Consider the following 20592-nt stretch of genomic DNA (forward strand, 5'->3'; position numbering starts at 1 on the left):
TAGGTTTACTAAACAATATGCTATTTTTATAATAAATAGACTAATATCGCTTAGTTGATGTTTAAATTAGAGGTGTTTTTGATGGCTAAAATATTTTTTGATGCTGCGACAAATGGTAATCCAGGACGCAGTACGTGTGGAATAGTAATTAAAGAAAATAATACAAAATACACGTATACACATGATTTAGGAGAATTGGATAATCATAGTGCAGAATGGTCTGCATTTATTCATGCGTTAGAACATGCTCGTGAATTAAAGGTTTCAAATGCTTTATTGCACACAGATTCTAAATTGATAGAAGATAGTGTGAATCAAGGTTATGTAAAAAATGCGCGTTTTAAACCTTTTTTTGAAAATATAGAGATTTTAGAAGCAAGTTTTGATTTACTATTCGTGAAGTGGATTCCAAGAGATAAAAACAAAGAAGCAAACCAATTAGCGCAACAAGCTTTATACAAATTAACTAAGAATAAAAAATAATGTGTGATTAAAAAACTCTTCAAGTATTTTATATCTTGAAGAGCTTTTTTACGTGATGTGTTAGAAGTTAAATGATTAGTGCACATATGACTTTAAGAAGAAATTAAATTTTGGTTAAGTTCTTAAAACTGTTAAATTTGTTTTCTTAGGTAATGACAATGAACTATGCGGAGTAGTTTTTACTCTTATAAGGAAAGGTCTATAAGATAAATTTGTATTGATTGTTTTAATATGATTTGAAGAAATACTTTTAATTCAAAAAAGCCTGCAACTTATTTTAAGTTACAGACGTATAAAATCATCTTTGCGTAGATTGAAAGTTTGAAGCAAGATATTTACCAGATACATAAAGTTCATGTTCATTACAAATTGAAAGAATGTGATTCAATGAATGCACATATTCCATTTTTTCATATAATGCATTTGTATCAATGGGAACATCTGTATAAATTTCTGCTAATTGTTTCGATAGAATTAAATTTTCTTTATCAGTTGTAATTTTTTTCTGTTGACTAGGCGTAAGTGCCTCTATATTGTCTAGCACGCTTTCAACACTTCCATAAGATTGTATCAATTTAATGGCAGTTTTTTCTCCAATGCCTTTAACGCCAGGATATCCATCTGCTGCATCTCCCATAAATGCTTTAATATCAATAAGTTGAAGAGGATTTAATGCATACTCATCATGGAAACGATCAAGAGTATAACGATGATAAATATTAAATCCTTTTCTGATTAACCAGACCTCTACATGTTCATTGATACATTGTAAAATATCTCTATCTCCCGTTACAATATGCACTTCATTCTCTTTTGAATAAGCTTTGGCCAGTGTTCCTATGACATCGTCTGCCTCATAATTTACAACACCGATATTCACAAAACCAAATTGTTCTGCAATTTCTTTTACATAATCAAATTGAGGTATCAATTCATCTGGTGGCGCAGGTCTATTTTGTTTATATGAGGTATACATATCACTTCTAAAGGTCGACTGGCCCATATCCCAACATACAGCAACATGGCTTGGTTCTATATCTTTAATTGCTGTAAAGATATGTTTTACAAAGCCTTGAATACCATTAGTTGGAATGCCTTTAGAGTTAAACATAAATTGATTGTGTAGACTTGTAGCGTAAAAATGTCTAAATAATAGTGCCATTCCGTCTACAAGTAAGACACGTTGACTCATACATTGTTCCTTCTTTCTACTTTAAAAGTGGTTCTAATTTTTGATTTACCGTTTTTAATTGTTCAACGAGTGAATCATCGATATTTCTAGATAATAAGTCATTGATTTGTTCTAAAACATTGTTATTTAACTGATTAATTTCGATATCTGCTTCGTGTGTTAATGTAGAAACATAATCATCTAATTGTTGTTTTAATTCGCTTAGTGATGGCTGTAACAATTCTAATGTATTTGAACGAATCATTTCTTGTAGTTCTCTTTGAGTATTTGCATTTAAAATTTTGCGTTTAGATAACTGTTTAGGTAAAGCTGCAAGCATCTCTTCTAGGGCAATTCGTAATAATGCATCGTCAATAAAAGGCGCCGTTATTTTAAAATAAGGTTGGATAAGCACATGGACTGAGTTTAATTTTTGAATTGTTGGTGCTAATTGTTGATTTAGTTGAGAATTAAAATATGTTTTTATTCTTTCAAATAATAAAATTTGTTCTAAATATAATCGTTGATGAACTTGATCTAAATAAACTTTTGTGACACGTTTCTTTTCACTATTAAAATCGTTATTTTGTGTCATTTGACTATTATATACTTTTTTTACCTCATCTAATAATTGAAGTTGTAATCGTTTATTTAGATGATATATTTGTTCTTCAATCTCATTTTTAGTATGTTGCTTACTTGTAAGAACAATTTGGTTAGTTAATGGTGTTTTTTCCTTATAAGTTTCAAGTTGTTTTTGTCGTTCTAACATACGTGATTGATTAGTTTTAAATTCATTGATGATTTGATTAAAATTATTACGCATTTGTTCAATTTGATGAACAATTTGCTTTTCTAAAATCACTTTTGACTCAGTTTCAACAAAGTGATTAATACTGTCTTTTAAATTTAGAATGCCTTCATCTTTAGTCTCTAACGCACATTTACTTGATACACTAAATAATTCAGATGGCAGGTTTACTTGTGATAAAGCATCTTTTACATAATGTTCAACAGCTGTTAAATCTTCATTAGTTTCAGCTAAATCTACTGCATTAATAATCATTTTAAATGTCTGTACTTCACTTAATTGGTTGATGTCTTTCATATGTTCAATAAATGCTTTGTCATCATCTGTAAATGAATGATTAAAATAGCTTACATATAAAATCAAATCTGAAGAAGTTAAAATTTGTTCTGTCTCATTAGTATGGCGTTGATTATTAGAATGTAAACCTAATGAATCAACGATAATTTTATCTTTTAACCAATCTAATGGAAGATTTATATGAACGGTTTTAACAAATGTAGCGTACTCATCTTCAGCACTCCATTGCTTAATTTCATTTTGTGAAATGGTATGTGTTATTCCTTTTTTTAGCATGTCTTGATACATTGAAAAATGTTTCTCAACCGATGTTATAAAAGCCAGTTGATTTTTTTCTAATTGTTGTTTTAAAGATTCAATATTACTATTCACAAATTCTTCTAAAGTGTTAAAAGATACATTTTGATATTCAAGCATCTGATTTAATTCATTTAATAATTGATTATTTGTTTTCAAAGTAATTTGACTCTCATGGCCATATGAGATTTCAGTAGTAGCTGCTGTAGTTGGATTAGGTGAACTTACAAGATAATGGTCTCCAAGTAGTGCATTGATTAAGCTACTTTTTCCTGCACTAAAGGTACCGAACACCCCTATTTTTATAATCCTATTATCCATACGTTGCAAAGTTTCTTTAATATCTTGCTTTGTCTTTTTGTATAAAGGAACAGGCTCGATGATATCGAGAACTTGTTGTATATCTATGTTATGAGATGTTGTATTATCAGTTGATACCATATCTTCATCTAAACTTTTTGATGAAGATATGGTTGATTGATTGAATTCATAATGCGTTTCTGTGCGATCAATTAATTTATCGAGTGAATCATCCATATGAATATAATAATGTTTATAGTTTTCAGTTGTTAGTGACTGTTTTAAATTCTTGAATTCAAGATATTGTTCATATAAATCTGCATCATTAGGATCTACGCTAGATAATTCAGTTGCTTCAGTATGTTCGATAATGTCTTTAAATAATGGATCAGATTGTCTTTCTACATCACGAGCAATAGCTTTTAAAACCTCATCACTAAATGTTAAAACGTAGGTATTACTAATACTTGTTTGTGTTTGATATAAATTAGAAATTAAAGTAGGTTCAATTTGATAATGTTGGTTTAAAATTCGTTGATTTACTTCAGGATGATTAATAAAACGAGTAACAAAGGATAAATCTTCACGCATCGGTTGACGAATATGTTGATTTACTTTTTCTTGTAAACGCTCTACAACAATTTGTAAACGTTTTGTTCTTTCTTCTTCCGTTTTCTTTTTCTTATTTAGCAGGCCCCCAACTTTAAAGTCTGAAGCCATACTTTCGAGGTAATAACGAATATCTTCTCGCATATCGTGAGTCATTATATAAGCATTATCTAATATATTTTTACGTTTTTCTTTTAAGTATGTTAACAATTGAGAAGAATGATTTAATAATTGTGCTTCTTCACTTACAACTTGATTCTGTTGAAATTGCTTATAGGATTCTTCAAATTCAGATTCATTGATATTTAACTCTTCAAGTATATTTTGCATATGATCTTGAATGTATGAAAGTTGAGTAAGATTTATGAAATCAATTGTACGTGTAACAAAATCTTCAATAGGTTCTCGCTGTTTGTCCTTTTCTACTAAAAAATCTGAGAATAAATGAAGTTGATTTTCTGGATGATCAAATTTACTAACATAAAATAATTGAGCGATATTAATATCCCAATCTTGTAAAGATTGTTCCACCCTTTGCTTAAATGTATCAAAAGAAATTTCATCATTATTATGCTTATCAATTTGGTTGATAACAAAAATAATAGGAATGCCAACTTGATTCATACGTTTCATAAATTTGAAATTGAGTGCAGATTGAACGTGATTATAATCAACTGTATACACAATCATATTGCTTGTATATAAAAATTGTTCAGTTATAGATTGATGTGTGGAAATATTTGAGTCTACCCCTGGAGTATCTTGTAATGTAAAACCAAGATTAAATTTATTTGAAGGAAACTTTATTTCAATAGATTCTACATCAATATTTAATCGATTCATTGTTTTTACATCATCATATGTATTTAACTTAGCATATTTCTGATTTTCTAAATTAGCAATAATTTCTTCTTCTTTCGAGACAGAAACAATGGCCGTATTACTTGTAGTTGGTACAGGTGAACTAGGCAAGATATCTTGTTCTAATAATAAATTGATTAATGTTGATTTACCAGCTGAAAAATGTCCAACAAATGACAGTGTATATTGATTGAAATATACTTTTTTAATCACTTGGTTAATGGTATGCACTAATGCTTCATTATTCGATTTTTCTACTTCTTTTTTTAATTTGTATAATACATCTAATTGTTCATTATTTTGCATAATACTATCCCCTTTATTTCAATCACTCTAACATATAAAAAAATTAAGGTTATAAAACTAAAAAGAATTATAACCTCACTTTTAGGGTGATAAAACTAAATACCTTTAGCTTTGTTTATTAAATTTTATCATAAGAGAAAATAAAAACCTAAATAGAACGAATTAGTTAAACCAAGCTGGTTTATCGCCATCAGTATTTGGTTTATTTACACCAATGTTTTGTCTAGAATAAAGTTCAGGTTGTTTTGCTATACGCACTGCTAAATTGGCAACACTTCTTCTAGAAACTTCTGTTCCTTTAAATGTATCACCTTTTTGAGTTATTTCATAATCTGATTCATTTTTGAAAGTTAACCAAGCAGGACGAATAATTGTATAGTCTAAATTAGAAGCTTCAATTAAATCAGCTGCTTTACGATATTTAGTTAATTTTTCACCAAATTGGTCTTTGTTAAATCTATTGAATTTATCTGGTAATTCGTCATAAATACCAGGAGCAGCCACAAATATTAAACGTTTAACATTCTTTTTATTCATGGCATCTATAATGGCTTGCGCTTCTCTATCTAATGATCCTGATAAACTTGCAAAAACAACGTCTACTTGATCTAATGCTTTTTCTAAGTCTTCAACATTTTTAGCATCACCTTCAAATACAGTGATACGATTAGATGCGTAATCAGGAATACGATGGGCATTTCTTAAAAATAAGTCAACATTAAAACTAGAATTCTCTAAGAAAATTTTAGTTGCTTCAATTGATACTTTTCCGTTAGCCCCTACGATTAAAACTGTTTGCATAACTTTCTCTCCTTACTAAGATGTTTAATGTGCTATGTTTTTTAACATGCTTACTAATAACTTTACAATAGTCATTATTATAGTGCTAATAAATACGTTAATTTTAAATAAATATTATCTAATTTATTAAGAAAAATTTACAAAATTAATTATTTTTAAATAAATCTTTAAATCAACTTTATTTCTCTTTATTCGGCTTTTTTCCCCAATATTGGTAATAGGTGCATTCAATATAACCATTAAATAATTTTCTTCGTTTAGTTGCTTTACGATCCACTAAGTACTCAAATTCTTTGTTACTTGTAAGAATATACGTTGATAAATATGGATGTTGTTTCATTAATTTACCCACATATCTATACATCTCTTCTACTTCATCTCTATCTCCAATACGTTCTCCGTATGGTGGATTACCAACTAAAGCTACTGATCCTTCTTGATTAATGGTTAACGTATTAACATCCTTAACACTAAATTGAATGATATCACCTAGACCTACTTCTTCAGCGTTGCGTTTAGCAATTTCAACCATTTCAGGATCTATATCAGATGCATACACTTGAATATCTTTATCATAGTTAGCTTGTTGATCAGCTTCATCACGCATAAGGTCATAAATATTAGGAGGCATTACATTCCATTCTTCTGATACAAACTCTCTATTAAAACCTGGCGCAATATTTTGAGCAATTAAACATGCTTCAATCGCAATTGTTCCAGAACCACAAAAAGGATCAATAAATGGTGTATCGCCTTTCCAGTTTGCTAAACGAACTAAGCTAGCAGCTAATGTTTCTTTAATGGGTGCTTCCCCTTGGGCAATTCGATAGCCTCTACGATTCAGTCCTGAACCTGACGTGTCAATAGTAAGTAAGACGTTATCTTTAAGAATGGCTACTTCAACAGGATATTTAGCACCACTTTCGTTTAACCATCCTTTTTCATTATAAGCTTTTTTAAGACGTTCAACGATGGCTTTTTTAGTAATTGCTTGACAGTCAGGAACGCTATGAAGTGTAGATTTTACACTACGTCCTTGAACAGGAAATTGGCCTTCTTTATCAATAATGGTTTCCCAAGGTAAGGCTTTTGTTTTTTCAAAGAGTTCATCGAATGTTTTAGCATTGAAACGGCCTACTACTATTTTTACTCGGTCAGCTGTTCGAAGCCATAAATTACAGTTTACAATGGCTTTAGCATCACCCTTGAAGAAAATGCGTCCATTTTCAACTTGAGTATCATAGCCAAGTTCTTGTATTTCTTTAGCCACTACAGCTTCAAGCCCCATAGGACATACTGCTAATAATTGAAACATTATTTCATCTCCTTTGCCTCATATCATATTAGTATATTAACAAATATTAAAAAAATTATGTATATAAATTAAAAAAGCTCTCCATAAAATGGGAGAGCTAAACTAGTCTATGATATTTCTATAAGCCATGTTCTGTACCATTGTACTCATAACGTACACTAGCTGTACTGGTACTTTGGTGGTAACCATCTGTCTACAAATCTTTACTGTGCGAGTAAAGACGTCTCGTTTATACGTTGAATTCCGCTAAACAAGTGCTCCTACCAAATTTGGATTGCTCACTCGAGGGGTTTACCGCGTTCCACCTTTTATATTTCTATAAAAGCTACGTCACTGTGGCACTTTCAAAATACTTTAACCATATCAATCAATGACTTAGGTTATTTCATTGCCGTCAAATTAATGCCTTGATTTATTGTTTCATCAAGCACGAACACTACAATCGTCTCAGATTGTGTGAGCATGGACTTTCCTCTATATTTCTATAGCGATTACCCAAAATATCACTTTTGTGAGTATAACATAATTTTAAAAAGTTTAATAGATTTTTACATAGATAAGTAATTATTTTAACTATCAAAAACTATCATAATAGCAATCAAACATGCTTCGTAACAAGCTTATATCTTTAAAATACCAATGTGTTATTTACCAAAAACAGCTTTTTCAAGATTAGAAATTCTTTTTAAAATATCTACATTGTTGTTTGCTGATTTCGAATTGTTTGAAGCAAATGATTTATTATCAGAAGGACGTGAAGTTGCAACTCTGATTCTTAATTCTTCAACTTCTTTTTTAAGTTTATTATTTTCTTCAGATAATCTGACTACTTCATTATTCATATCAGCCATTTTCTGATAATCAGTAATGATATCGTCTAAAAAAGCATCGACTTCTTCACGACGATAACCGCGAGCCATCGTTTTTTCAAAGTCTTTTTCATAGATATCTTTTGCTGAAAGCTTTAAAGAAACATCTGCCATTATTTTCCACCTCATTCAAAACTTTGGTCTTGTTGCCATTGTAAATCGTTAATAAAGTCAGTAAGTTCATCAAATGTCACAATATCACAATTATAAGTTGTTTTTTCCATAAAATCAACTAGCATACTCTTGAAATATTTTGGACTTCCTTCTTGTTCATCATCATAAATTAATAATGTCATATCTGTGTGCTCTAACATAAACTGATCTGTTTGTTTAAATTGAAAAGGTCCCTGATATTCAGAATGAAATACACTGTCTAAAAATTGTGCTTGACTAGCAATAGCTTCATATTTTGCTATATTTTGCTCATTCCACTTGGAGGTATGACCATAAAAAGGTTTAATAATACCTAATTTTAATTCAGGATATATTTCTTGTAATTTTAACACTACTTCAGCCGTCCACAGTTCAATTCCAATTTGTCCTTGAATGAGTATCCATTCTAGTCCTTCATCAATATACTGTAATAATTTATGTTCTATAAATTGTTTAAGATAATCGACTTCTTTCATATTATCTTTAAATATATTTAACTCAAATGATTTATATCCGGTTACATATACTGTTTTCAATTTATTGACTCCTTATTATCTTCAATATATTTAAGCAAATTGTTAAGATCATAATTAACTGATTTTAGTTTTTCATTAAATAACTTTTTACTTGTCTTACTGTAGTGACACTCCACAGATAATTCTTTCATATTTTTAATTAATATTTCTAATTTTTTTTTATTCATATAAGGAAATTGAATAAGTTTATCATTATAGTGAGATAATTCTTCAATTAAATAATCAATTTTATTTACATAGGGAACGACGTCTCGATAAAATTGATTATCCGACTTTGTCAATTTCACTTTATTATAACAAGATGACATGTACTGCAGTTCTTGTAATATTTTATTAATTAAAGTGTACATAACAACGCCTCCTATATTCGTATAGTTTATTACAATTATTTTAGCCTATTATTTAGATATAATTTTTACATTATTACAAATTTTTAAACATATTGTTTTCACTGTTAAAGCACGTTAAAATAGAATAGATAATTAATGAATATATTTAATTATGTGTAGTATAATATTAAATATTATGCTCATTTCATTATTATCATATTATAGTTTAATCTTATTCTTTTAGAAATTAAAAGTTTAATATTAGACTTGTGTGGTGAGTATGATGAATTATCCGAATGGAAAGCCATTCAAACTTAATCCTACTAAAGTCGGAAGTAATCAAAGTGATGCTTCTAGTAAGATTAAATATGGCGGACGAGGTATGACTCTTGAGAAAGATATTGAACAATCTAATGATTATTATTTAAAACAAGGCGTTGCTGTTATACATAAGAAACCTACTCCTGTTCAAATTGTAAATGTTCATTATCCTAAAAGAAGTAAAGCAATAATAAACGAAGCATACTTTCGTACACCTTCTACAACTGATTATAATGGTGTCTATCGAGGTCACTATATTGATTTTGAGGCGAAAGAAACGAAAAATAAAACATCTTTTCCTTTAAATAATATCCATGATCATCAAGTAGAACATATGAAAAATTGTTTTCTGCAAAAAGGAATCGTATTTTTACTTATTAGATTTAAAGTACTTGATGAAGTATATCTATTACCTTTTTCGAAGTTTCAACCTTTCTGGGAAAGATATAAAAAGGAAATAAAAAAATCAATAACAGTTGAAGAAATTAAAAAAAATAGTTACTATATTCCTTATCAGTATCAACCTAGATTGAATTATCTTAAGACTGTTGATAAGTTGATATTAGATGAAAGTGAGGACCGCGTATGACGGAAAATAAAGGATCTTCTCAACCTAATAAAGGTAAAAATGGGAAATCCAAATCAAAAAAGAATAAGAGTGTAAAAAGAACGATTATTAAGGTTATAGGCTTTTTATTCATTGCTTTTATCGTTTTACTTTTACTCGGTATACTTGTATTTGCATATTATGCTTGGAAAGCTCCAGCATTTAATGAGTCTAAATTACAAGATCCTAAGCCCTTGGAAATTTATGATAAAAACGGTGACTTAGTTAAGAAATTAGACAATGGTGCACGTAGAGAACATGTTGATTTAAAAGATGTTCCTAAAAATATGAAAAATGCCGTGTTAGCTACTGAAGATAATCGCTTCTATGAGCATGGTGCTTTAGACTATAAACGTTTATTTGGCGCTATTGGTAAAAACTTGACTGGTGGTTTTGGTTCACAAGGTGCATCTACTTTAACTCAACAAGTGGTTAAGCGTTCATTCCTTTCAGAGAAGAAATCTATTGGACGTAAAGCACAAGAGGCCTACCTATCTTACCGTTTAGAGCAAGAATACAGTAAGGATGAAATTTTCCAAATGTATTTAAATAAAATTTATTATTCAGACGGTGTATATGGTGTTAAAGCTGCAGCTAAATATTACTTTAATAAAAATCTAAATCAACTTAATTTAGCTGAAGAAGCCTATCTAGCTGGCTTACCACAGGTTCCTAACCTCTATAACATTTATGATAATCCAAAAGAAGCTGAAAGTCGTAAAGAAACTGTTTTATACTTAATGCACTATCATCATAGAATCTCTGATAAAGAATGGAAAGAAGCTAAAGCTACTTCATTAGAAGATAACTTAGTGAAACGTACAACAAAAGAACGTCAAATTTCTAATAACGATTCTGACACTGAATACGATTCTTACATTAATTTTGTTAAAGCTGAATTAATGGGCAATAAACACTTCAAAAATAAAAACTATAGTGACTTAATGCAAAGTGGTCTTAAAATCTATACAAATATGGATAAAGATGTTCAAAAGACACTTCAAGATCGTATTGACAATGGTAATTACTATAAAAATGATGACCAACAAGTAGGCTCAACCATTCTTGATAGTAAAACTGGAGGCATTGTAGCCATTTCCGGTGGACGAAATTATAGAGATGTCGTTGATCGTAATGCTGCTACAGATACTCACTTGACTGGTTCATCACTTAAACCATTCTTATCATACGGTCCAGCAATTGAAAATATGCAATGGGCTACAAACCACGCAATGCAAGATGAATCAAGTTATTCCATTGATGGTGGTACATTCCGTAACTATGATGGGCAAGGTCATGGTACAGTATCTGCATATGATGCATTAAGACAAAGTTTTAATATTCCTGCCCTAAAAGCTTGGCAGCAAGTATCATCAAGTGCAGGTAAAAATGCTCCAAAAGATTTTGCGTCTAAAGTTGGTTTAGATTATGAAATTGATTTAGGGCCATCTGAAATTTTAGGTGGCGGTGCTTCTGAATTCTCACCTACTCAATTAGCATCAGCATTCGCATCAATAGCTAATGGTGGTACTTACAATAATGCGCATTCAATTCGCAAAGTTGTAACATCTGATGATGAAACTATCGAATTTGATCATACAAGTCATAAAGCGATGGAGGATTATACTGCTTATATGCTTGCAGAAATGTTAACTGGTACATTTAAACCATATGGGTCTGCTTACGGTCATGGTGTTGCTGGCGTTAATATGGGCGCTAAAACAGGTACAAGTACTTATGGTACAGAAGTTAATAATCAATATAACTTACCTGACAATGCAGCCAAAGATATTTGGATGAATGGTTTCACACCTAAATATACAATGTCAATTTGGATGGGCTTCAACCAAATTAAACAAGGCGGTGAAGATTCATTCTTAGGACATTCTGAACAAGAATATGCACAATATCTATATAAAGATGTGATGTCAGATATTACTTCAAGTAATGATGGGGACTTCAAAAAACCTGATTCAGTTACTGGTTCAGGTGCAAGTACACTATCTGTTAAAGATCATCCAGATAATAATACAACATCAGGAAGTAAATATGATAACATGTCTACTAACAATTCAGATAGTAGCTCATCAAGTAATTCTAGTAGTACAGGAAATAGTTCAAGCAATTCTAATTCTACCAGTGATAACAACTCAAATACTACATCAACAACGAACACAGGTAATACAACTGATAACTCAGCAAATAATTCAACTACGAACAACAGTGCTAACAATAGTACCACATCAACTCAACAAAATAATAATAATGATAATACAAATAACAATAGTAGTTTATCTAACATATTTAAAGCAAACACGATTTTTAATTTTAGAAAAGCATCGTAATAGCTTTAAAAACGACATAGTCTTTTATAAGGCTATGTCGTTTTTTTAATTAAAAAAAGTCTAGAACAACTTTGCTCTAGACTATCTTTCATATTAATTATTATTTTGATTTTTTCTTCTAATTTGATATGAAGCGTTCATTTTAATAAGCTCATTTTTTAATGTTTTCATTTGACTATACCCCATAAAGTGGTATTTTCTTTTTAACATATATTGATATCGTTCTAAAAAATTCATAGGAACAACTGGATATTGGTCTAAATGATTTAAATCAATAGACTCTATTTCATTAATTTGTTTAAAGAACAAAAGAAGCAGTTCAAAATAATCATCGATATATTGTTTTGCTAAATCAGAATTTAGTTGTCTTTTCTTAGCATAGACATCAAGTTCATTTTCTAGCGATTCAAATTGTGATTTATTAATCATTTGTTCCGACTTCCTTTTTCATTGCTTTCATGCGTTTTTGCCCTTCTCTACAATCCTCAAGTAATGGACAAATATCACATTTTGGTTTTCGAGCAATACAATGATAACGTCCAAAAAAGATAAGTTGATGATGACTTTTACTCCATCTTTCTTTTGGAATAATATCACACAAACGTTCTTCTACTTGTTTAACATTATCTTTCCACTTATTAATACCTAGACGCTTTGAAACACGTTCAACGTGTGTGTCTACTGCCAAAGAGGGCTCATCAAAAGCTACACTCATAACAACGTTCGCTGTTTTTCGTCCGACTCCAGCTAAGCTTTCTAAATCTTTATGTGTATGAGGAATTTGTCCACCGTACTGGTCAAGTAAAGATTGGCATAATTTTTTAATATTTTTTGCTTTATTACGATATAAACCTATTGATTTTATATCATTCTGCAATTCTTCTATATCTACTTTTAAATAATCTTCAGGTGTTTTATATTTTTTAAAAAGTGAACGTGTAACTTTATTAACTAAATTATCTGTACATTGCGCAGATAATAATACAGCTATTGTTAATTCAAACGGATTATCATGTTTTAATTCACATTCTGCATCAGGAAACATATCTGCAATAACGTCAATCATTTCTAATGCTTTTTTCTTACTTACCATCTAGATTCTCTCCATTTAACCAGTCAAATTTAGGTATATGTTTTACAGTATGAGTTAATTTAGGTTTGTTGAATTTTTCTCTCATTTTGTTAGATTCTTCTAAAGTTGTTACATTGTTTTTCTTCCAATTTAATAAGATACGATCAACATATTTAAAGCTTAATTTATCATGACTATATGCTTCATCTAATGCAGCACGTATTAAAGTGTAATCATGTTGATCTACATCAATCCATTGGTTGAGAGTTTCGATTTCATATGGTGATAATGGTCTCGAAAACAAATGCTCAATATATTGAAATAAATCTTTAAAGTTTTGTTGCGTTTGATGATGTTTAGTTTCATTTTTTTCTTGAGTTAAAATATCACTTAGCTTTTCGTAAAAACGGTTTAAATTCATATATTCAGTAAATTTTCCTTCCTCATCTTTACTTACATGCAGTGCAAGTAAATCACGCTGAATTAAATTTTGAATAATTGATGTTATTTCTCTTGGTTCCATATTTGAACCTTTTTGCAAAAATTCTATTGAGGGTTGTTTATTAGAAACTTCAGCGGCATAAATCAACTTAATCAAAATGACTAAATCTTTTTCATCTAAACCGAATTCATTGTAATGATCGAAAAGTTCCCTTCTAACTACGACAGGACGAGTTTTGAGTTGATGTGTGTCCATGATACCCCTCTCTTTCCTATTTTAAAAAGTGGGAGTGAGACATGAATAACATCATTTAGTCTCACTCCCCATGTATGATTTATAAAACGTGATATTTTTTATGGATATAAACGATTTAATAAACGTGGGAATGGTGATGTTTCTCTCACGTGTTCAACGCCTGAAATCCATGCAACTGTGCGTTCTAAACCTAAACCGAAACCACTGTGTGGCACACTACCATAGCGACGTAAGTCTAAATAGTAGTTATAACTTTCTGTATCAAGTTGATGTTCATCGATACGTTGTTCTAATAATGCTAGATCATTGATACGTTCAGAACCACCAATAATTTCACCATAACCTTCTGGTGCAATTAAATCTGCACATAAAACTGTATCTTCGTTATCAGGGTTAGGCTGCATATAGAATGGTTTAATTTTAGTTGGATAGTTTGTAATAAATACTGGTAAATCATAATGATTGGCTATAGCTGTTTCGTGAGGCGCACCAAAGTCTTCACCCCATTCAATGTCCTCAAATCCTTCTTCTTGTAAGAACTTGATAGCATCGTCATAAGAGATTCGTGGGAATGGCACAGATACTTTTTCTAATTTACTCGTATCTCTATCTAGCGCTTTTAATTCTAATTTACAATGTTCTAATACAGATTTTACGATATGTGATACATATTGTTCTTGAACTTGTAAACTTTCTTCGTGATTTGTAAATGCCATTTCAGGTTCAATCATCCAGAACTCAATTAAATGACGTCTTGTTTTAGATTTTTCAGCTCTAAATGTCGGTCCAAATGAGAAAACACGCCCGTGCGCCATAGCTGCAGCTTCCATATATAATTGACCACTTTGAGATAAAAATGCATCTTGATCAAAGTATTTAGTATGGAATAATTCACTAGTACCTTCTGGTGCACTTGCAGTTAAAATAGGTGGATCAATTTTAGTGAATTCATTATCATTAAAGAATTCATATGTTGCTCTAATAATTTCATTTCTAATTTTCATCACTGCATGCTGTTTTTTAGAACGTAACCACAGATGACGATGATCCATTAAGAATTCAGTACCATGATTTTTAGGCGTAATTGGATAATCATGTGCCTCATGAATGACCTCAATTGATTTCACTTGCATTTCATAGCCTAAATCAGAGCGATTATCTTCTGTAATCGTACCAGTAACATATAATGATGACTCTTGAGTAATTTCTTTAGCAAGTTTAAATGTTTCTTCATCTACTTCAGATTTCACAACCACACCTTGCATAAAACCACTGCCATCACGTAATTGTAAAAATGCAATTTTACCACTTGATCGTTTATTCGTTAACCAAGCACCTATTGTAACTTCTTGGTTAAGGTATTGTTTTGCTTGTTTAATTGTTGTTTTCATAACCAAACTCCTACTTCATTTTCTTTTTCTACAATACTTATCTATTTTAACAAAATAAAATATGAACTTCTAGCACCTGAATAATGTTCTCCCTATTTACAATAAACTATTTCTTTCTATTTTTCAGTTTATTCGTTTGCATGCGATGAAGTAATTTACTAAATTGCTGAATATCTCCTTTTTTTTGAGAATAAGATTCTAACGCTTGTTCAAAGAAGCGCTTATAGTTACTGTTTGTTAACCGATTGTCAAACGAAACAATGAGTCCCCTATCATCTTCGTTACGAATTAATCTGCCTAGACCCTGTCTAAAGCGAGTTACAGCATCAGGTAAGACATAATCTTTAAATGTAGATTCAAATTCGGAATCCATTAACCAATGCTTTGTATTATATTTATTCATAAATGGTAATTTAGCAATCATCACACATTTAATACCATTAGATTGATAATCAAATCCTTCAAAAAATGCTGATGTACCTAACAAAATAGCTTTATCAAAGTGATTAAACTGTTGAACAATTTTATAGTTTTGATTTTGTTGTTGGGTCAAAATAACATAATCATTAAATACAGGTAATTCATTTAATAATTCTTGTACTGTATGCATCATTCGATAACTAGTAAAAAGTACGAGACATTTAGATTGCGTTACAGTTATATATTCTTGAATATAATCTACAATAGATGCTACATAATCTTCTGTATTTTTAAAATTATAAGAAACGACATCACTTGGAATGTATATATTTGTTGATTTATGATTTTGAAGTGGTGACTGTACTTCATAAGTATTGAATTCTACATCTTTTTTAAACCAGTTTTTAAATGCCTCAAATGAATGATTGAATGTAAGTGTACCTGAAATAAATGTTAATGATTTAAATTTCTCAAGAACTTGTTTTGTTAAAATATCACGGACTTCGTAATCTTTTACAATTAGACGTATAGTAGATTTTTGATTCAAATTTTTGATAGATATGAAAGCAGTATGATTTTGTTTTAAACTTTGTTCTATATGTCTGTAGTTATCATTAATGTATAGTAACTGCTTACGTATAGATTTTATTGTTTTATGATTAATACCATTAAAAAATTCTAAAGTTTTATTGATTTTGTCCACAATTGCATGTAAATCTTTCAAAATACCCGTAGAATTAAATTCGAATACGTAGTGATATCGATGAACATCATCATCATGAATCTCTGAGTGTTGAACAATATCAAAAATATGATTAAATAGAGTTTCATTTAATTCGTGTAGCTCAGAAATATTAGATTTTAGACCAAACACGTCAATTGGTGGTATATCTAATCGTTCCAAAATACGTTGTTGTTCTAAATTATCTACTAATTTAAGAAGCTTTTCATTTTCATTTTTCCCTATTAAACCTAAATGATATTTAATGTCAGAATAGTTTAATTCATTTGTCACTTGATTAAGAGCATAATTAGGTAAACGATGTGCTTCGTCAATGATACAATCATCAAATAATTGATAGATTGAATTCTCTTGATCTGAATGAATAAGATGTGCATGATTCGTAATTCCAATTTGAATATTTTGGGCATTACGTTTTATATAATTGTAGTAATGAATATCGTGTCTTACTGGAACATAAGTTTCTAGTTTTTGGTCAAAATACATTTTTTGACCACCTTTTAAATTTAACTCCTGTATATCACCGGTATTTGTTTCTAATATCCATAGAAGTAATTGCATTTTTAAAATATTCACTTCGTAGTTGACTGTATTATCTTTTAAAATTTGACTTATTAATCCTAGTGAAATATAGTCTGTTTTACTTTTAATAAGTGCAGCATTAATTTTGAAATTTAGTGCATGATTAATACTAGGAATATCTTTTTGTAGTAATTGATGTTGAAGTAATTTTGTGTTTGTTGAAATCATGACATGTCTACCTGTTTCAACGTTATACATCAATGCAGCTAATAAATATGCTAATGATTTACCACTTCCTAAAGGTGCTTCAATAAGCGCCTTATCATTATGCATTAACTGATCTAAAATAATTTCAGACAAATATAATTGTTGTGGTCGATAAGTAAGTTGAAGTGCTGTCGTAACTTCTAAATATAAATCTTTTAATGAGCCCTTAAAATCTATCTGTGGTATCTTTAAGTCTTGTTGTTTTTTATAGATAATCTGTTCAAACTGAGCATATTGATGATCTATTTCATGTCTATGGTGCTGTCTTACCATCTCGAATAAAATATTAAATAAATCATATTTTAAATGCTTACTTAAATAATATAATTGCTTTAATGTATCTACAGGTAATGACTCAAACTTTTTGAAAGCTTTAATCATTAAATATGCTGTTGTTGTTGCATCTTCATCTGCTCGATGTGCATTCGTCAGAGGTATATTATGAGCATTTGCTAATTCACTTAATTGGTAACTTTTTTCAGTAGGAAACGCAATTTTAAATAATTCTAAGGTATCGAGTACTTTTTTAGGTTTAAAATGTATATTACTTTTTTCAAATGCTTTTTTGATGAAATTTAAATCAAAGTCAACATTGTGTGCTACAAATATACAATCTTTGAGTTGTTCATATATATCATCAGCAATGTCATAAAAATAAGGTGCTTGTTCTAGCATAGTTTCTTCGATAGAAGTTAAAGCTTGGATAAATGGTGGGATTTCTAAATCAGTACGAATCATTGAATGATACGTTCCTGAGATTTTATTATCACGTACAAATGTAATACCAATTTGTATAATTTCATCATGTTCAAGTTGGTTTCCGGTTGTCTCTAAATCTACTACCGCAAAACTTGTATATGCCATATCTATCTCTCCTAATTCTATCCGTATGCTTATATATCTATATCTGCGCTTATAAGTCGTCTCGTTTGATTATGTTCATCTTTTACAATCAAAAATCCGTCGTTATCAATATCAATAGCTTCACCTATAAATTGTTCACCACTTTCAGTAAATATTAACTTACGATGCCAAATATTAGATGTACGAATGTATTCATCTCTAATCGTATCAAATGAAGAATTAAGAAATTGATTATAACGATGTTCAATCTTTTCAATTAAATATTTTAAAAACTGATATCGGTTAATTTCTTCTGATGAATGATGCAAGCGAATGCTTGTGGCACGATGACGTATGACATCAGGGAAATCTTCTTCTTCATGATTTAAATTAATACCAATACCACATATAATGGCTTCAACTGCATCGGCATTTGCTACCATTTCTGTTAAAAAGCCGCATACTTTTTTATCGTTTATATAAATATCATTGGGCCATTTAATCTCTACTTTGTCTTCAGAAAATGCTTGAATAGCATCTCTAATTCCTAAAGCTATAAATAGATTGAATTTTGGAATCATTGAAAATGACACATTAGGTCTTAAAACAACAGACATCCATAAACCTTTTCCCTTTGAAGAAGACCAATTACGATTGAAGCGACCACGACCATTTGTTTGCTCATCACTTAAAATTAACATGGTATGTTGGTTATCAACAAGTGCTTGTTTAGCAATAGTTTGAGTAGAATTCACACTATCATATACTTCAATTTTAGATACTAACTGATTAGATTCTAATACTTTATTGATAATGCCACTATACCAATGATTTGGCGATGCATTAAGTTTATGTCCTTTATGATTAATTGATTCAATGTCACATCCATCCGCTTTTAATTGATCAATTACTTTTTTCACAGCTGCTCTCGATATATTAAGTTGATTCGCAATGTATTGACCAGAAATGTATTCTGATTGATGCTCATATAACATTTTAACGACATCTTGACTATATTTTGACATTTTCATTCACCCATTTCAAAATTTCTTCTTTGTTATTTTTAATTCTATCAGTAACAATCGCACATTCTATTTCTCTCAATACATTTTTTAACCAAGGTCCGCCATTTTTATTAAAATATGCAAGTATATCCTTTCCATTCACAGCCATTTCTTTACGTTCATGAAATTGAAGTTGTTGATTGATTTCTTTAATAGAAAAAGGATTGATAATAAGTTCTGAAGCGGTAGGAATTTGATTTGTTTGAAGCACAGAATAAATATTTAATACCTTTAATATATACTGTTCACTATAATCATAAACAAATAATTTTAAAGCATCTTTATTATTAATTTGAGGTAATGTTTCAATAATATTTATATAAGTATGTATATCTGACTTTTCTTTATTACTAATTTTTAATTGCTTTAAAGAAGGCAGATTATCATTTTTTATAAGTAAAATGGCTAACCATTGTTCAAATTCAAGAGGTTCATTGATATGAACACTTGTCATATCTAATTCACTAAAAAATGGAATATAATCAAAAAGTTTTAAAGATATTAAATTATGATAACTTTGTTTAACATTTCTTCCTAAGATTAATTTTTTGAATTCTACAACAATCCGCTCGATTGATAAATATTCAACGTCTGAACAAGTTGATTGCATTGCTTTAAAGGTTTCAGAATGAATATCAAATGTAAGTTGTGATTGAAATCTAAGCCCACGAATAATTCTTAACGCATCTTCTTTAAATCGTTCACTTGGATTCCCTACTGTACGTATCAATTTTGATTGAATGTCTTCTTGTCCACCAAAATAATCAAATAATTTATAATTCTTATCCATAGCAATAGCATTGATAGTGAAATCCCTACGTTGTACATCTTCATAGAGATTTCTTATAAAATGAACTTTACTTGGACGACGGTGATCTATATAATTGCCTTCTGATCTAAATGTCGTCACCTCGTAATTATCATTGTTGAAAACAACATTAATTGTGCCATGCTCTTTTCCAACTGGAATAGTGTGTTCAAATATATTTTCAATTTCATCTGGCATCGCACTTGTAGTAATATCAATATCATGAATCGTACGATGCATGATGTAATCTCTGACTGCCCCACCTACAAAATAGGCTTCAAAATGATGTTTTTCTATTTGATTAAGAATTGGTAGTGCTTTTTCAAATAATTCGTTTCCCATATTAATCCTCTTT

Annotated in this window: 17 protein-coding genes and 1 other RNA gene; 3 read left to right on the top strand and 15 right to left on the bottom strand. The window is 29.9% G+C overall.

Annotated elements, in window-relative coordinates:
* Positions 1–81: 81 nt before the first annotated feature.
* Positions 82–483 carry a ribonuclease HI family protein gene (locus AC2FB1_RS01090; RefSeq protein WP_490673439.1) on the top strand — a complete coding sequence of 134 codons (402 nt, stop codon included), beginning with the start codon at positions 82–84 and terminating at the stop codon, positions 481–483.
* A 298-nt stretch (positions 484–781) separates the two neighbouring features.
* Here the strand turns inward: AC2FB1_RS01090 and AC2FB1_RS01095 are convergent, their stop codons facing one another.
* The 8 genes from AC2FB1_RS01095 to AC2FB1_RS01130 all read right to left on the bottom strand — a co-directional run bounded on the left by AC2FB1_RS01095 (position 782) and on the right by AC2FB1_RS01130 (position 9159).
* Positions 782–1675, bottom strand: coding sequence for a 5'-3' exonuclease (locus AC2FB1_RS01095; protein ID WP_490673440.1), 894 nt, complete (start codon positions 1673–1675; stop codon positions 782–784).
* Positions 1676–1691: 16 nt separating this feature from the next.
* On the bottom strand, positions 1692–5135 hold the full coding sequence (locus AC2FB1_RS01100) for a dynamin family protein (RefSeq protein WP_490673441.1): 3444 nt from the start codon (positions 5133–5135) through the stop codon (positions 1692–1694).
* Positions 5136–5297: 162 nt separating this feature from the next.
* The gene (locus tag AC2FB1_RS01105; RefSeq protein WP_353317576.1) at positions 5298–5936 is read right to left on the bottom strand and encodes an SDR family oxidoreductase; all 639 of its coding nucleotides are present in this window, start codon (positions 5934–5936) and stop codon (positions 5298–5300) included.
* Between the two features lie 178 nt (positions 5937–6114).
* Positions 6115–7251, bottom strand: a complete 1137-nt coding sequence (locus AC2FB1_RS01110; protein WP_490673442.1) for a THUMP domain-containing class I SAM-dependent RNA methyltransferase — start codon at positions 7249–7251, stop codon at positions 6115–6117.
* A 116-nt stretch (positions 7252–7367) separates the two neighbouring features.
* An RNA gene (rnpB, locus tag AC2FB1_RS01115) (RNase P RNA component class B) lies at positions 7368–7754 on the bottom strand.
* 141 nt (positions 7755–7895) lie between these two features.
* Positions 7896–8234 carry a cell division regulator GpsB gene (gene gpsB, locus AC2FB1_RS01120; RefSeq protein WP_353317573.1) on the bottom strand — a complete coding sequence of 113 codons (339 nt, stop codon included), beginning with the start codon at positions 8232–8234 and terminating at the stop codon, positions 7896–7898.
* A gap of 11 nt (positions 8235–8245) precedes the next feature.
* On the bottom strand, positions 8246–8809 hold the full coding sequence (locus AC2FB1_RS01125) for an SLOG family protein (RefSeq protein WP_490673443.1): 564 nt from the start codon (positions 8807–8809) through the stop codon (positions 8246–8248).
* A complete protein-coding gene (locus tag AC2FB1_RS01130; protein WP_353317570.1) occupies positions 8806–9159 on the bottom strand; it encodes a DUF1798 family protein in 354 nt (117 codons plus the stop codon). Before AC2FB1_RS01130 ends, AC2FB1_RS01125 begins: the two co-directional genes overlap by 4 nt.
* Positions 9160–9421: 262 nt before the next feature.
* On the opposite strand from AC2FB1_RS01130, the gene recU reads away from it, so the two are divergent.
* Both recU and AC2FB1_RS01140 read left to right on the top strand, forming a co-directional pair.
* Positions 9422–10048 carry a Holliday junction resolvase RecU gene (recU, locus tag AC2FB1_RS01135; protein ID WP_490673444.1) on the top strand — a complete coding sequence of 209 codons (627 nt, stop codon included), beginning with the start codon at positions 9422–9424 and terminating at the stop codon, positions 10046–10048.
* Positions 10045–12411, top strand: coding sequence for a transglycosylase domain-containing protein (locus tag AC2FB1_RS01140; RefSeq protein ID WP_490673445.1), 2367 nt, complete (start codon positions 10045–10047; stop codon positions 12409–12411). The genes recU and AC2FB1_RS01140 overlap by 4 nt, the downstream gene beginning before the upstream one ends.
* Positions 12412–12504: 93 nt before the next feature.
* Here the strand turns inward: AC2FB1_RS01140 and AC2FB1_RS01145 are convergent, their stop codons facing one another.
* From AC2FB1_RS01145 to AC2FB1_RS01175, 7 genes are all read right to left on the bottom strand, one after another.
* A complete protein-coding gene (locus AC2FB1_RS01145) occupies positions 12505–12840 on the bottom strand; it encodes a YpoC family protein (RefSeq protein WP_002455327.1) in 336 nt (111 codons plus the stop codon).
* Positions 12833–13504, bottom strand: a complete 672-nt coding sequence (gene nth, locus AC2FB1_RS01150) for an endonuclease III (RefSeq protein ID WP_490673446.1) — start codon at positions 13502–13504, stop codon at positions 12833–12835. The genes AC2FB1_RS01145 and nth overlap by 8 nt, the downstream gene beginning before the upstream one ends.
* A complete protein-coding gene (locus tag AC2FB1_RS01155; RefSeq protein ID WP_490673447.1) occupies positions 13494–14180 on the bottom strand; it encodes a DnaD domain-containing protein in 687 nt (228 codons plus the stop codon). The genes nth and AC2FB1_RS01155 overlap by 11 nt, the downstream gene beginning before the upstream one ends.
* A 98-nt stretch (positions 14181–14278) precedes the next feature.
* A complete protein-coding gene (gene asnS / locus AC2FB1_RS01160) occupies positions 14279–15571 on the bottom strand; it encodes an asparagine--tRNA ligase (protein ID WP_490673448.1) in 1293 nt (430 codons plus the stop codon).
* 106 nt (positions 15572–15677) lie between these two features.
* The gene (locus AC2FB1_RS01165) at positions 15678–18386 is read right to left on the bottom strand and encodes a helicase C-terminal domain-containing protein (RefSeq protein WP_490673449.1); all 2709 of its coding nucleotides are present in this window, start codon (positions 18384–18386) and stop codon (positions 15678–15680) included.
* A gap of 29 nt (positions 18387–18415) precedes the next feature.
* On the bottom strand, positions 18416–19390 hold the full coding sequence (locus AC2FB1_RS01170; RefSeq protein ID WP_490673450.1) for a biotin--[acetyl-CoA-carboxylase] ligase: 975 nt from the start codon (positions 19388–19390) through the stop codon (positions 18416–18418).
* Positions 19377–20579, bottom strand: a complete 1203-nt coding sequence (locus AC2FB1_RS01175) for a CCA tRNA nucleotidyltransferase (protein WP_490673451.1) — start codon at positions 20577–20579, stop codon at positions 19377–19379. Before AC2FB1_RS01175 ends, AC2FB1_RS01170 begins: the two co-directional genes overlap by 14 nt.
* Positions 20580–20592 lie beyond the last annotated feature (13 nt).

The sequence above is a fragment of the Staphylococcus sp. CoH_129_LAB_1 genome (genome assembly GCF_058191515.1).

What these genes read in the sequence shown, in the direction of transcription:
- AC2FB1_RS01090 (WP_490673439.1), top strand. Translation starts at nt 82, where the DNA reads ATGGCTAAAATATTTTTTGATGCTGCGACAAATGGTAATCCAGGACGC.
- AC2FB1_RS01095 (WP_490673440.1), bottom strand. Translation starts at nt 1,675, where the DNA reads ATGAGTCAACGTGTCTTACTTGTAGACGGAATGGCACTATTATTTAGA.
- AC2FB1_RS01100 (WP_490673441.1), bottom strand. Translation starts at nt 5,135, where the DNA reads ATGCAAAATAATGAACAATTAGATGTATTATACAAATTAAAAAAAGAA.
- AC2FB1_RS01105 (WP_353317576.1), bottom strand. Translation starts at nt 5,936, where the DNA reads ATGCAAACAGTTTTAATCGTAGGGGCTAACGGAAAAGTATCAATTGAA.
- AC2FB1_RS01110 (WP_490673442.1), bottom strand. Translation starts at nt 7,251, where the DNA reads ATGTTTCAATTATTAGCAGTATGTCCTATGGGGCTTGAAGCTGTAGTG.
- gpsB (WP_353317573.1), bottom strand. Translation starts at nt 8,234, where the DNA reads ATGGCAGATGTTTCTTTAAAGCTTTCAGCAAAAGATATCTATGAAAAA.
- AC2FB1_RS01130 (WP_353317570.1), bottom strand. Translation starts at nt 9,159, where the DNA reads ATGTACACTTTAATTAATAAAATATTACAAGAACTGCAGTACATGTCA.
- recU (WP_490673444.1), top strand. Translation starts at nt 9,422, where the DNA reads ATGAATTATCCGAATGGAAAGCCATTCAAACTTAATCCTACTAAAGTC.
- AC2FB1_RS01140 (WP_490673445.1), top strand. Translation starts at nt 10,045, where the DNA reads ATGACGGAAAATAAAGGATCTTCTCAACCTAATAAAGGTAAAAATGGG.
- AC2FB1_RS01145 (WP_002455327.1), bottom strand. Translation starts at nt 12,840, where the DNA reads ATGATTAATAAATCACAATTTGAATCGCTAGAAAATGAACTTGATGTC.
- nth (WP_490673446.1), bottom strand. Translation starts at nt 13,504, where the DNA reads ATGGTAAGTAAGAAAAAAGCATTAGAAATGATTGACGTTATTGCAGAT.
- AC2FB1_RS01155 (WP_490673447.1), bottom strand. Translation starts at nt 14,180, where the DNA reads ATGGACACACATCAACTCAAAACTCGTCCTGTCGTAGTTAGAAGGGAA.
- asnS (WP_490673448.1), bottom strand. Translation starts at nt 15,571, where the DNA reads ATGAAAACAACAATTAAACAAGCAAAACAATACCTTAACCAAGAAGTT.
- AC2FB1_RS01165 (WP_490673449.1), bottom strand. Translation starts at nt 18,386, where the DNA reads ATGGCATATACAAGTTTTGCGGTAGTAGATTTAGAGACAACCGGAAAC.
- AC2FB1_RS01170 (WP_490673450.1), bottom strand. Translation starts at nt 19,390, where the DNA reads ATGTCAAAATATAGTCAAGATGTCGTTAAAATGTTATATGAGCATCAA.
- AC2FB1_RS01175 (WP_490673451.1), bottom strand. Translation starts at nt 20,579, where the DNA reads ATGGGAAACGAATTATTTGAAAAAGCACTACCAATTCTTAATCAAATA.